Here is a 12,621-nt window from a genome sequence, read left to right as displayed (position 1 = left end):
GTTCCGGCCCCCTGGCCCGTCACAGTCACAGAAGTCGACGTCAACGGACCAAGGGGGCACGGAAGATGGAGCGGTACCGCGTACGAAGGCTGCGCGCCGCCCTGCTCGCACTCACCGCGGCAGGCGGCCTGCTGCTCACCGGCTGCGGCGCCGGAGACGGCAGCAACAGCGGGGGCTACAAGGCGGACGACGCAAGCAACGGCAACGCCTTGCCCGCCCCCGACTACCACAACAGCAGCGGCGGAACGGGCGAGCAGAAGGGCACCGACGACTCCGACGGCTCCGACGACCCGGATTCCCGCGAGTTCGCGCCCGCCCCCGACTACCTCTCCACCTTCGCCCTGGACGTCGACACCGCCTCCTACGGCTACGCCCGTCGCACCCTCGCCGAGGGCCGCCTGCCCGACCCGTCGACGGTCCGCCCCGAGGAGTTCGTCAACAGTTTCCGCCAGGACTACGACCGCCCCGACGGCAACGGCTTCACGGTCAGCGTCGACGGCGCCCGCACCGACCGCGAGGACTGGTCCCTGGTCCGCGTGGGCCTGGCCACCCGCCCTGCCGAGGACCCCGGCGAACGCCCGCCCGCCGCCCTCACCTTCGTCATCGACATCTCCGGCTCCATGGGCGAACCGGGCCGCCTCGACCTCGCCAAGGACTCCCTCGGCGTGATGACGAACCGGCTGCGCGACGACGACTCGGTCGCCCTCGTCACCTTCAGCGACGAGGCCGAGACGGTCCTGCCGATGACCCGCCTGGACGGAAACCGCGACGAGATCCACGACGCCATCGACAGCCTGGAGCCCACCGACTCCACCAACCTCGGCGCGGGCATGGAAACCGGCTACGAGACGGCCGAGGAGGGCCTGAGGGAAGGCGCCACGAACCGCGTGGTCCTCATCTCCGACGCCCTGGCCAACACCGGCGACACCGACGCGGACACCATCCTCGAACGCATCGCCTCCGAGCGCCGCGAACACGGCATCACCCTCTTCGGCGTGGGCGTCGGCAGCGACTACGGCGACGCCCTGATGGAACGCCTGGCCGACAAGGGCGACGGCCACACCGTCTACGTCTCCGACGAAGCCGACGCCCGCAAGGTCTTCTGCGACGACCTCCCCCGCAACATCGACCTGACCGCCCGCGACGCCAAGGCCCAGATCGCCTTCGACCAGGCAACCGTCTCCGACTTCCGTCTCATCGGCTACGACAACCGCCAGGTCGCCGACGAGGACTTCCGCGACGACAGCGTCGACGGCGGCGAGATCGGCCCCGGCCACACGGTCACCGCCCTCTACGCCGTCCACACCAGGCCCGGCACTTCGGGCCACCTCGCCACGGCGAGCGTGCGCTGGCTCGACCCGAAGACCCGCGCCCCGCACGAGGAGTCGGGCCGCCTGGAGACCGGCTCCCTGCACGACTCCCTGGGCGACGCCTCCCCGAGGTTCCAGGTGACCGCCACCGCCGCCTACTTCGCCGACGTCCTGCGCGACGGCGACGACACCCGAAGCTCCCTGCCCGGTACCCCGTCCCTGCGCGAGCTGGAGGAGACCGCCGAGGACCTGGCGAAGGAGACGGAGGACCGGGCGGTGCGGCAGCTCGCCGAGGCCATCGGCCAGGCGGGCTCGGCGATGGACTGAGGTACGGGCCGGTGGCTCAGTCCGCGCAGACCGAGGGCAGCGCCCGCACGAGCCCCTGCGCGTGCAGCGCGTCCAGCTCATGGCCGTACGCGGACCGGACGGCGGCGACGCCCAGCCGTGGCTCGCACGACGGCGACGTCCGCAGCCGCTGGGTGTCCTTCAGGGCGTCCAGCAGCTGGGTGGTGATGCGGTCGAGCACCGGCCGCACCTCCTTGACCAGGTCCGGACGCTCGGTGGGCCGCTCCTCGGGATGCGCGTCCCAGCGCGCGTACAGCCCGCGCTGCACCAGCTTGTTCGCCTCGATCTGGTCCCGGAAGACGGCCTGCACGGCCGCCGGGTCCAGTCCGAGCCCGGTCGCCCGCGCGGCGACGTCGTCCAGGATCTGCTGCTCGCGCACCGGGTCGTCGATCGGCTTGTCGGTGCCGTACTTGGCGGCGGCCACCTTGTCGGCGACCAGCAGCCGCTCGGCGAACAGGTCGGTCAGCGGGGTGAGCCCGGGGGCGACGGCGGCCGCGTGAACCGGAGGCGAGGTGTGCGCGGCGGCCGGTGCGGCGCCGGCGAGGGACACGGCCGCCAGGGCGCAGACGGCGACCAGGGCGGACCGGAGGCGGCGGGAGTGCATGGGGTAGTGCATCGGGGAGTGCACAGGGGGTTCCTTCCGTGGGGGGTGGTCAGACAGCAACCTACAGACCAGGCGCGCACGCCTTCACTGCGCGTGAACCATTGACCTTCTGTTACGCATGAGTAAGTTGACTCTCGGGTAAGTCCACTGGCACCGGGAGCCGACATGGGCGTACGCAAGGACCTGAAGCGGGCGAAGCAGCGCACCGACCTGATGGACCGCACCAGGGTCGAGGTCGTCAAGGACGCCGAGGGCGTGGTCCGCGAGGCCCGCACCCCCTCCCTCGCACCGCAGGTCACCACCGGCACCACCGCCGACCTCCCCTACGCCAACGCGTCCGAGGCCCCTCACGCCGTCGTCCTCCGCCGCAGACAGGGCACCGCCTGGCACCCCGTCACCGCCACCGCGTTCGCGCACGAAGTCACCGCCGTGGCCAAGGGGTTGATCGCGGCCGGCCTCGAACCGGGCGGCCGCGTCGCCGTGATGTCCCGCACCCGCTACGAGTGGACGGTCCTCGACTTCGCCATCTGGGCCGCCGGCGGCCAGAGTGTCCCCATCTATGCCACCTCGTCGGCCGAGCAGGTGGAGTGGATCGTCCGGGACTCGGGGGCCCGCCACGTCATCACGGAGACGGCGGAGAACACCGCGACGGTGACGACAGGCACGGCCTCCCACGAACAGCCCCCAGACATACGGGAGTTGGACTCAGGCGCCCTCGCCGCCCTCACCACCCTCGGCCAGAACCTCTCCGACGACGAGGTCACCAAGCGCCGCGCCGCCCTCACCCCCGACACCATCGCCACCGTCTGCTACACCTCCGGCACCACCGGCCGGCCGAAGGGCTGCGTCCTCACCCACGCCAACCTGCACGCCGAGGCGGCCAACACGGTCGAGCTGCTGCACCCCATCTTCAAAGAGGTCACGAACCAGGACGCCTCCACCCTCCTCTTCCTCCCCCTCGCCCACATCCTCGGCCGCACCCTCCAGATCGCCTGCCTGATGGCCCGCATAGAGATCGGCCACTGCCCGAGCATCAAGCCCGACGAACTCCGCCCGGCCCTCAAGGAGTTCCGCCCCACGTTCCTCGTCGGCGTCCCCTACCTGTTCGAGAAGATCCATGACACCGGCCGCGCGACGGCCGAGAAGATGGGCCGCGGCTCCTCCTTCGACCGCGCCGGCCGCATCGCCGTCCGCTTCGGAGAGGCGTACCTGAACAAGTTCCTCGGCACGGGCAAGGGCCCCGGCGCCGGCCTCTACGCCGCGTGGGCCCTGTACGACCTGCTGGTCTACCGCCGCGTCCGCAAGGAGCTGGGCGGCCGCATGCGCTACGCCATCAGCGGCGGCTCGCCGCTCGACCGCAACCTCAACCTGTTCTTCTACGCCGCCGGAATCATCGTCTACGAGGGCTACGGACTGACGGAGACGACGGCCGCCGCCACCATCGTCCCGCCCCTGAAACCCCGCCCGGGCACGGTCGGCCAACCCGTCCCCGGTACCGCCGTCCGCATCGCCGACGACGGCGAGGTGCTCATCAAGGGCGGCATCGTCTTCGGCTCGTACTGGAACAACCCGGCCGCCACCGACGCCGTCCTGAACGACGACTGGTTCGCCACCGGCGACCTCGGCTCCCTCGACGAGGACGGCTACCTCACCATCACCGGCCGCAAGAAGGACATCCTCGTCACCTCCGGCGGCAAGAACGTCTCCCCGGCCGTCCTGGAGGACCGCCTGCGCAGCCGCCCGCCCGTCGGCCAGTGCGTCGTCGTCGGCGACAACCGTCCCTTCGTCGCAGCCCTGATCACCCTCGACCCGGACGCGGTGGCCCACTGGCTCGCCGTACGCAAACTGCCCGCCGACACCCCGATGGCGGACGTGATCCAGGACCCCCGGATGCGCGCCGACGTCCAGAAGGCCGTCGACCACGCCAACGCGGCCGTCTCCCGGGCCGAGTCCATCCGTGCGTTCACCCTGGTCGAGGGCGAGTTCAACGAGGAGAACGGCATGCTCACCCCGTCCCTGAAGGTCAAGCGGCACGCGGTGACGGCGGCGTATGCCGATGAGATCGAGACGCTGTACGGCAACTGAGGACTTTTCAGCGGCACGCTCGCGGTCGCCGGGTCACTCACTCTTGCGGGCGATCCCTGCCGTGACGCCGCACTCAATCGGTGCAATAAGCGTATATATGCCCATGCCTGACTGTGAGGGAGGAGCCACCGAGGGAGGACGCATGGCCCCTGAACACCGCCGGTCCGCCGTCAGGCGGCTGGCGTTCATCACCGCCGGAGTGGTCGTGTCAGCGGCTCTCGCGCCGGGCCCCAGCTCCCCGGCCCAGGCCGCATCCCACCCCGACCCGCCGCGCCCCGCGCCCGTGACGCACTCCGCGCCGCCGGCCGAGCCCCCTGAAGGAAGGATCGCGCGCCTGCCCGCGTTCGGCGCCTACCTCCACTACGGGCCCGCCGGGCTGGAGCGCATGAAGGAGCTCGGCCGCTGGCTGGGCGGCCACGAACCGCGCGTGGGGCACACGTATCTGCCGGGGGACCTGTGGCGCAACATCGAGGGCGGGCGCGGCTTCCTCGACAGCTGGGCCGAGTGGCGGCAGGACAAGGCCGACCGGATGCTCGTGCTCAACGTTCCGATGATGGAACGCAACGAGGAGAACGTCCCCGACGCCGAGGTCAGGCAGTTGCTGCGGCGCGCCGCGGACGGCGAGTTCGACGACCACTTCGAGGCGCTGGCGGAGCGGCTGGTCGAGCTGGGGGCGGAGGACACGGTCATCGTGCTCGGCTGGGAGATGAACGGCGTCACCTACACCCACCGCTGCGCCCCCGACCCGGAGCGCTGGAAGCGGTACTGGAGGCGCATCGTCACCGTCATGCGCTCGGTTCCCGGGCAGGACTTCAGGTTCGACTTCGCCCCGAGCCGCGGCAGGGACGCGATTCCCTGGACGCAGTGCTACCCCGGCGACGACTACGTCGACATCGTCGGCATGGACGCGTACGACCAGCCGCGCGGACTCACCTTCGACCAGCAGGTGTCCGAGCCCTACGGGCTCCAGCACCACGTGGAGTTCGCGCGGGCCCACGACAAGCCGATCTCGTATCCCGAATGGGGCCTGTTCCGCAACGGCGACAACATCACGTGGATGCTGCGCATGCTCGCGTGGATGGACGAGCACAAGCCGCTGTACAACACCATCACCGACTACTGCCCGCACGGCGTGTGGCTGTGTTCCGACAATCCCCGCGCCTCCGCCCTGTACCGCCTGCTGCTGTCCAGCCCCTCAGTCCCGCAGCCGCACCCGCAGCCGGAACCGGGGCCGTCCGCCACCGTCCCGACCGCGCCCACGACTCCCGCCGAGCCGGACCCGAAACCGGCGCCGGACGGGCCGGCGACGCCCACGCCCATGCCCTCCAAGCTGCCGTACTGCGCGCCGCTGGACCTCGCGAAGTGGTTCGAGCAGCAGGTCGGCGGAAAGCTCACCGTCTGCCTGCAGTGGGCGGAGCACTAACGGGGATCCGGCGGACCGGCGTGCGGGCGCAGGACCTGCTTGGCCCGGTGTCGCGCGGCCGCCTCCCCGGCCGCGGCCGCCAGCAGCGGGACGGTACGGCGCCGGGCCAGCAGGAAACGCTGGTTGGGGACGGTCTCGGGGTGCCAGCGGTACTTGTACGGTTCGGCGCCGCGCAGCAGGCTCAGCACCCGGGGCCCGCCGTAGGACGCGAGGTGCTCGGTGGACGCGTGCAGCAGCATCGCCGTCACGTCCACCTTCCGCTCTTCGCGCAACCGCGGGTGAAAGCCGTACAGGTACGTGCCCGCCAGCCCTCCTGACATTACGTTCAGATTGACCGCCACCACCTCCCCGTCGAGCACGAACCGCGTCACCGCCGCCTCGCCGGACCGGGCCATGGGGACCACCGAGCGGACCAGGTGCTCCAGGAACCGCGGTCGCGCGTGCTCCGGCGACATCCCCCTGCCCTGCCACTGCAGCCGGTGCAGTTCGAGGAGCCGGCGCAGCGCGTCCCCGGCCTCGTCGGGGCGCACGTCGTGCCACTCGACGCCGAGCCGGGTGAGCCGGTTCACCTTGTTGCGGACCCGCTGGGCGTGCCTCGACGACAGCCGCTCGACCAACTCGCCCATGGGTACGGCCGGCAACTCCAGGCACACCGAGTCGCGAACCCGGTGACGCGGGCCGCGCCAGCAGAGGTAGACCCGCTCCATCGCGCCGCCCGGCCGCACCTCACGGAAGTCGATCAGGGCGGTGCGGGCCAGGTCGGCCAGGGCGTCCGCCAGCGCACCGGCGCCCTGCGGGCCCGCCGCCCGGTCGAGGAGCACATCGCAGAAGTCGGTGATGGCACCGCCGACCGGCACCAGCGCGGGCAGCGGGTGATGCACCCTCATCAGCGGTGCCGCCGCCACCAGTTCACCGCCCCTGCGCACCAGGACGAGCCGCAGCCGGCCGGGGCTGCCGTACGACAGCCACCACGAGTGCAGCCAGGCATGGCTCTGGAACGGCGTCGCCGACGGGCACGCCCGGTACAGGCGTTCCCACTGACCGGCCAGCTCCGCGAAGGCGCGCTCCTCGGTGCACACCTCCACCGACAGCGCGCGGCCGGACGCGGTCATCCAAGCGTCCCGCGGGCGTCGGCGGCGCCTGCCGGGCCGGGTACCGACGCCACGCTCCGGTCGTCGTCCTCGGCGGACCGCCGCGGCCGGGCCAGCAGCGCGAGACCGCCCAGCAGACCTCCGGCGCTCGCGCCGACGAGCGCGGTCAGCGCCGGTGACGCGGACGACGGCTCGGTGGGTTTCAGGGCACGGGCGAGGCGCTCCAGCTTGATGCCGGTGTCGCCCTTGGTGTGGTCCGCCTGCGTCACCAGCGCGCGGGACACGGCGTCGGCCATGTCGACGGCCTGACGGGGGCTCGACGAGGTCGCCGAGACCGCGACCATCGGCGCGTCCGGCGACGTCGCGACCTGCACGCTCTCGCGCAGCGTCGTCACCGGCACGCCCGCCCACATCTGGGCGTCCCCGAGCACCGCGAGCTGGGGGGCCACCCGGCCGTACGCCTGCGCGAAGCCGAGCGCATCGGTGCAGTCGGCGTCGGTCTCGCCGGTCGACACGGCGACGACGGAGCTCGTCGCCGTGTACTGCGGAGGCCTCAGCTGGCCGTACGCGCCGCCGGCCACGGCACCGAGCAGCGCGCCGGCGGGCAGCAGCCACCACGAGGGCAGTCGCTTCGCACGTGCCCCCGCACGGTCGGACAGCGGGCCACGCCGATCGGGGTTGTCGGTCATCAGGAGCTCACTTCCAGGGTCGAGCCGGACAGAGCGGCCGTGTACAGATCCATCAGCTGCCGGGCGGTGCAGGCGATGTCGTAGCGGCGTACGACGTCCGGGGCGGCCCGCTCGCCCGGTCCTGCCGCCCGCAGCCGCAGCACTTCCCGTGCGAACGCCCCCGCGCCGCCCCGGACGTGCCGGGCGCCGGGTACCGCCTCGGGCGGCAGGTCCTCCACGGCGGGGCAGCTCGCGTACAGCACGGGCAGCCCGGCCGCCAGCGCCTCCACCACGGCCAGGCCGAAGGACTCCTCCGGCGACGGCGAGGCGAGCACGTCCATCGCGGACAGCAGGGCGACCAGGTCGGGTGCGTGGTCGCCGGGGTCGGGCAGATACGGCCGCTCGCCCGTCATCACCACCCGGTTCGCGACGCCCAGATCCCGGGCGGTGCGCCGCAGCACCTCCGCCTCGGGGCCGCCGCCGACCAACAGCAGCCATACGTTGCCGGGCAGCAGGGCCAGTGCCTGCAGGAGCAGGACGAAGCGCTTGCCCGGGGCGAGACGCCCCACGCCCCCGACGACGAACGCGTTGTCGGGCAGCCCGTGGAACGCCCGTGCCTCCTTGCGGCGCACCTCGTCGTAGCGGAACCGGGGCGCCTCGATGCCGTTCGGGATGACCCGGATGCGCGGCCCGGGCACGCCCCAGTGCCGCAGCCGTTCGGCCACCGTCGGCGAGACGGCGACCGTGGTGTGGCCGAGGCGCTCGCCGGCCAGGTAGAGCGCACGGACGCCCCGGGTCATCGGCCGGCCCTCCAGCCGGGTGTCGCCGATCGAGTGCTCGGTGGCCACGACGGTCCGCACTCCCGCGAGCCGCGCCGCGATACGGCCGTAGAAGCAGGCCCGGTACAGGTGGGTGTGGACGAGGTCGTAGCCGCCGTCGCGGATCAGCCGGGACAGACGTGGCAGCGCGCGCAGGTCGCGGTTGCCGTCCATCCCGAGGTGGGTGACCTGGACGCCGTCGGCGGTCAGGCCCGCGGCGACCGGGCCGGGATTGGTCAGCGCCACCACGTCGCACTGCGCCGGGAGATGACGCAGCAGCAGCCGCAGCTGCTGTTCCGCCCCGCCCACGCCGAGGCCCGTGATGATGTGCAGGGCCTTCACACGGCCTCCAGGGCACGGCCGTAGAACCGGGCCAGGCGCCGCTTCAGCTCCAGCCGCACCGAGGTGTCCGCCTGCCCCACGTGGATGCGGGGCAGCGCGAACTCGCCGGAGCCGGCCGGGCCGGGGTCGATCGCGCAGGCGTAGCGGTAACCGGCCCGGCGTACGGCGTCGGCGGCACGCTCGTCGAGACGGCCGTACGGGTAGCAGAAGCCCTCGATGTCGCCGCCGGTGATCCCGGCGAGCCGGTGACGGCTGTCGTGGACCTCGGCGTGCAGCACCTGGTCCGTGGCCGTGGTCAGATCGAGGTGGGTCAGACCGTGCGAGGCGACCTCCATGCCCGCGGCCACGGCACGGCGGATGCCGTCCACGTCGAGCAGCGGCTTGCGCGGGCCGGTCGGCTCCCACGCGTTGTCGCCGCCGAGCCGCCCGGGCAGCACGAACACGGTCGCCGTGAAACCCCGGCGGCGCAGCACGGGCAGCGCGGTGGTGACGAAGTCGGTGTACCCGTCGTCGAAGGTGAGCCCCACCAGCCCGCCCTCGGCGCCACGGGCGCGCGCCGCGAGCAGCTCACGCACGCTCACCCCGCGCAGGCCGCGGCCGGCCATCCAGGCGAGCTGCCGATCGAGGCGCGCGGGCGTGACGGTGACGTTGTACGGGTCGTCCCGGCAGTCCGAGACGGAGTGGTACATGGCCACCCAGGCGAGGGGGCGCCGCTTCGGGCGCCTCCCCGCGATCGGTGGGGGATCGGGCGCGTCCGCGCGGGGCGCGGCGGAGATGTCAGCGACCATGGCGAGGCTTTCGTGTGACGGAGCGACGGAATGTATGCGCGACGGAACGTGCGACGGACAGGAGCAGGGACCGGGCGTCCGCCGCGTCGAGGACCCAGGTCAGCAGCAGGAAGACGGCGGTCACACAGGTGCAGCAGGCGGCGACGGCCGCCACGGGCGAGGCGAACAGCCCCGCGCAGACCAGCCCGGCCGCGGTGGCGCACACGGCCGCGTACACCGGTCCGGCCAGTCCGGCGACGACCCGGCGGACGCGCACGGGCACGGTGCGCGGACCCAGGCCGTGCAACAGGAGCAGCGCGGTGAGGGTGATGCCGGCCGCGTTGGCCCCGGCGATGCCGCGCGCCCCCCAGGGACCCACGGCCCAGACGCTGATGACGACGGTGGCGAACGTGCCCACGCCCATCGCGCCCAGCGGGTACCAGGTGGTACGGCCGGCCGAGAAGTACGACTGCACGAGCGCCCCCACCAGCGTGTGCCCGAGCAGTCCGACCGCGTACACCCGCATGACGGCGGCGGTCGCGGCGGTGTCCTCGGCCGTGAACGCGCCGCGCTGGAACAGGAGCTGGACGATCTGCGGCGCGCAGGCCACGACCACGGCGGCGCCGAGCAGGACCAGGCAGGCCGTCAGCACCAGGTCCCGCTCGACCCGGTCCCTGGCCCGCCGCGTGTCGCCCTCGGCGATGGCCCGCGCCACCACCGGGAAGGTGACGACGCACACCATCAGCGACAGCGACATCGGCAACTGGGCGACCTTCTGGGCGTAGTTGAGGTGCGAGATGGCACCGGAGGGCAGCCCGGACGCGAAGTAGCGCTCGATGAGGACCTGCGACTGCCGGCACAGGGCGAAGAGCAGGACCGCGCAGACGAGGCCGACCGCGAGCGGCCGGCCACCGCCCTCGACGTACGGCGCCCCGGACTCGGACGCGGACTCGGACGCCGACCGGCCGGGCCGCCCGGCGATCCGCCGCCACAGGGACGGTGCCTGTACGGCGGCCATGAGGCACCCGCCGAGCGCGACGCCGAGAGCGGCGGACCGCACGCCCCAGCGTGCGGCGAGAACGAACATCGCGGCGATGATCGCCGCGTTGTACGCGATGTAGATCGAGCCCGGGGCGAAATAGCTGCGGTGGGCGCGCAGTGCGGCGCTGCAGTACCCGGCCAGCCCGAAACTCAGCACGCAGGTCGCGGTCAGCCGGGTGCAGGACACGGCCAGGGACGGGTCGGGCAGCCCGGGCGCGAGCACGGAGACCAGCAGCGGAGCCCCGGCCGCGAGCAGGGCGGCCGCGCCGGCGAGCGCGAGGCACAGCCGCGGCAGCGTGGCGGCGACCAGGGCGTGCACGGGGTCGGGGATGCCGGTCCCGCTCGCCCGCCGCGCCAGCGCCACGCTGAACGCGGGCACGAGCACGAACGCCATACCGTCCTCGATCAACAGCGTCGACGCCATCTCGGGCAACGTCCAGGCCACCAGGAACGCGTCGGTCTCCACACCGGCACCGAAGAGATGCGCCAGCGCCTGGTCCCGCCCCAGCCCTAGCAGCGCCCCCGCCATGGACAGCGCGGCGGAGAGCAACGTGGCCCTGGCGAGAAACCGGCCCGAGGGACCGACGGTCCGCCGGGCGGCGGGCGGCGGGCCGGGGCGGTGGTCGGTGGGGAGCGGGGTCGTCACGGCGGTCGGGTGGTCGGGGCGGATACCCTCGGCGAGGGGCGGGCCGGCCGTGCCGGGGCCGTGTTCGAAAGCGTCCCCGGGGGGCGCCGGGCGGAGCCTCATCGCGGGCCTGCTTCCGCGGCCGGGGCCGTCGCTCCGTCGCGTGCCAGCGCCCACCAGGCGGCGAGGCCGAAGCAGACCGCCGTCAGGACGGTGGAGGGGCCGCCGATGTCGGCGTACAGGAAGTTGACGAGCTGCCACAGCAGCAGCCCGCAGGCCGGGAGCGCGCAGTCCCGGGCGTGCCCGCTCCGCCGCAGCCGCCGCAGTGCGCACACCAGCAGGGCCAGCCAGCTGCCCGCCACCGTGAGCAGCCCCAGCAGGCCCTGCTCGCTGAGCAGCAGCAGGTACATGTTGTGCGGGGACAGCAGGGGCTGGCGCCGGAAGGCCTGGCCCGCTCCCTGGGTGTCGCTGCCCGACGACAGCGCCAGCGAGGCATGGCCGTCCCGGTGTGCGGGAAAGGCCTTCAGCCCCACGCCCGTCACCGGGTGCCCGTGCCACATGTCGGTCGCCGCCGCCCACATGGTGTACCGGTCGACGACCGACTGGTCCGGCGCCTCGGCGACCTGGGTGATGCTGGTCAGCCGCTCCTGCAACGCCGCGGCGCCCACGCCCAGCCCGCCCACCAGCACCACCGAGGCCGCAGCCGCCGCCGCGAACACCTTCACCGCCCGCCGCATCCCGGCCAGCAACAGCTGCACCCCGCAGGCGACCGCCGTGGCGATCCAGGCACCCCGGCTGAAGGACAGCGCGAGCGGCACGAGCAGCACCAGCGCACATCCGACCGCCAGGACCTTCCCCCACCCTTCGGGCGGGGGTACCCCCAGCCGCCGCGCCCGCGTCCCGAGGGCGAGACCGGTCGCGGCCACCACGCCGTACGCGACGACGCTCGCCATCCCCATCACGTCGGATGGCCCGAAGGTGCCCACCGCCCGGATGCCGGCACCTTGGTACAGGGCCCCGGTCCCGGTGAGGTACTGGTGCACTCCGACCGAGCCCTGCCACAGCGCGAGGCCGACCAGGGACCACAGCACCAGCCGCGCGCCCCGCCGGTCACGCACCAACAGCACCACCGCGACCGGGACGAGCACGAACACCTGCAGGTAGCGGGCCAGTCCCGTGACCGCGTCGCCGGCCGACACCGCCCCCGCCGCGGCGACCGCGATGCCCACCACGGGCAGCCCCAGCACGAGGGCCGCCGTCCGCGTCAGCGGGCGCCGCGCCCGCCGTACGGTGTCCACGGCGGCCCACAGCACGACCAGCCCCGAGGCCGCGTCGGCGGGAGTGGCGGTGCTGTCGGGTGCGACCGGCAGCCCCAGCAGGACGACGACCGCCACGACCGGCAGGACGGGCAGGACGGAGCGGGCCCGGCGCAGCGGCGACGGCGGCGGCGCCGGCAGCGGCGGTGCCAGCGGGGGAGAGGCCGCCGAGGAAGTGCTCACCGG

Annotated in this window: 10 protein-coding genes; 3 read left to right on the top strand and 7 right to left on the bottom strand. The window is 73.3% G+C overall.

Annotated elements, in window-relative coordinates:
• Positions 1–65: 65 nt before the first annotated feature.
• A complete protein-coding gene (locus tag PBV52_RS16240; RefSeq protein WP_274239079.1) occupies positions 66–1,637 on the top strand; it encodes a VWA domain-containing protein in 1,572 nt (523 codons plus the stop codon).
• A 16-nt stretch (positions 1,638–1,653) separates the two neighbouring features.
• Here PBV52_RS16240 and PBV52_RS16235 read toward each other — a convergent pair whose 3' ends face one another.
• Entirely contained in the window at positions 1,654–2,259 is a 606-nt protein-coding gene (locus PBV52_RS16235; RefSeq protein WP_274249413.1) for a chorismate mutase, read from the bottom strand.
• Between the two features lie 165 nt (positions 2,260–2,424).
• Between PBV52_RS16235 and PBV52_RS16230 the strand changes: the two genes are divergently transcribed.
• Positions 2,425–4,344, top strand: a complete 1,920-nt coding sequence (locus tag PBV52_RS16230) for a long-chain fatty acid--CoA ligase (RefSeq protein ID WP_274239078.1) — start codon at positions 2,425–2,427, stop codon at positions 4,342–4,344.
• A 142-nt stretch (positions 4,345–4,486) separates the two neighbouring features.
• Positions 4,487–5,767: a glycosyl hydrolase gene (locus PBV52_RS16225; protein WP_274239077.1), complete on the top strand. Its 1,281-nt coding sequence runs from the start codon at positions 4,487–4,489 to the stop codon at positions 5,765–5,767.
• On the opposite strand, the gene PBV52_RS16220 is transcribed toward PBV52_RS16225, so the two are convergent.
• Genes PBV52_RS16220 through PBV52_RS16195 form a run of 6 tightly spaced genes read right to left on the bottom strand, consistent with a single transcriptional unit; the run spans position 5,764 to position 12,618 of the window.
• The gene (locus PBV52_RS16220; RefSeq protein WP_274239076.1) at positions 5,764–6,879 is read right to left on the bottom strand and encodes a GNAT family N-acetyltransferase; all 1,116 of its coding nucleotides are present in this window, start codon (positions 6,877–6,879) and stop codon (positions 5,764–5,766) included. The genes PBV52_RS16225 and PBV52_RS16220 overlap by 4 nt on opposite strands.
• Entirely contained in the window at positions 6,876–7,547 is a 672-nt protein-coding gene (locus tag PBV52_RS16215) for a lipopolysaccharide biosynthesis protein (RefSeq protein ID WP_274239075.1), read from the bottom strand. The genes PBV52_RS16220 and PBV52_RS16215 overlap by 4 nt, the downstream gene beginning before the upstream one ends.
• A complete protein-coding gene (locus PBV52_RS16210) occupies positions 7,547–8,686 on the bottom strand; it encodes a glycosyltransferase (protein WP_274239074.1) in 1,140 nt (379 codons plus the stop codon). The genes PBV52_RS16215 and PBV52_RS16210 overlap by 1 nt, the downstream gene beginning before the upstream one ends.
• On the bottom strand, positions 8,683–9,474 hold the full coding sequence (locus tag PBV52_RS16205) for a polysaccharide deacetylase family protein (RefSeq protein WP_274239073.1): 792 nt from the start codon (positions 9,472–9,474) through the stop codon (positions 8,683–8,685). The genes PBV52_RS16210 and PBV52_RS16205 overlap by 4 nt, the downstream gene beginning before the upstream one ends.
• Positions 9,464–11,242: a murein biosynthesis integral membrane protein MurJ gene (murJ, locus tag PBV52_RS16200; RefSeq protein WP_274239072.1), complete on the bottom strand. Its 1,779-nt coding sequence runs from the start codon at positions 11,240–11,242 to the stop codon at positions 9,464–9,466. Before murJ ends, PBV52_RS16205 begins: the two co-directional genes overlap by 11 nt.
• Entirely contained in the window at positions 11,239–12,618 is a 1,380-nt protein-coding gene (locus PBV52_RS16195) for an O-antigen ligase family protein (protein WP_373921874.1), read from the bottom strand. The genes murJ and PBV52_RS16195 overlap by 4 nt, the downstream gene beginning before the upstream one ends.
• Positions 12,619–12,621 lie beyond the last annotated feature (3 nt).

Origin of the sequence: Streptomyces sp. T12, assembly GCF_028736035.1 — a bacterium.
In the GTDB taxonomy this organism is placed as follows: Bacteria; Actinomycetota; Actinomycetes; order Streptomycetales; family Streptomycetaceae; genus Streptomyces.
Note: the sequence above shows the minus strand (reverse complement) of the source record. Positions and strands in the feature narration are given on the sequence as shown.

What these genes read in the sequence shown, in the direction of transcription:
- PBV52_RS16240 (WP_274239079.1), top strand. Translation starts at nt 66, where the DNA reads ATGGAGCGGTACCGCGTACGAAGGCTGCGCGCCGCCCTGCTCGCACTC.
- PBV52_RS16235 (WP_274249413.1), bottom strand. Translation starts at nt 2,259, where the DNA reads ATGCACTCCCGCCGCCTCCGGTCCGCCCTGGTCGCCGTCTGCGCCCTG.
- PBV52_RS16230 (WP_274239078.1), top strand. Translation starts at nt 2,425, where the DNA reads ATGGGCGTACGCAAGGACCTGAAGCGGGCGAAGCAGCGCACCGACCTG.
- PBV52_RS16225 (WP_274239077.1), top strand. Translation starts at nt 4,487, where the DNA reads ATGGCCCCTGAACACCGCCGGTCCGCCGTCAGGCGGCTGGCGTTCATC.
- PBV52_RS16220 (WP_274239076.1), bottom strand. Translation starts at nt 6,879, where the DNA reads ATGACCGCGTCCGGCCGCGCGCTGTCGGTGGAGGTGTGCACCGAGGAG.
- PBV52_RS16215 (WP_274239075.1), bottom strand. Translation starts at nt 7,547, where the DNA reads ATGACCGACAACCCCGATCGGCGTGGCCCGCTGTCCGACCGTGCGGGG.
- PBV52_RS16205 (WP_274239073.1), bottom strand. Translation starts at nt 9,474, where the DNA reads ATGGTCGCTGACATCTCCGCCGCGCCCCGCGCGGACGCGCCCGATCCC.
- murJ (WP_274239072.1), bottom strand. Translation starts at nt 11,242, where the DNA reads ATGAGGCTCCGCCCGGCGCCCCCCGGGGACGCTTTCGAACACGGCCCC.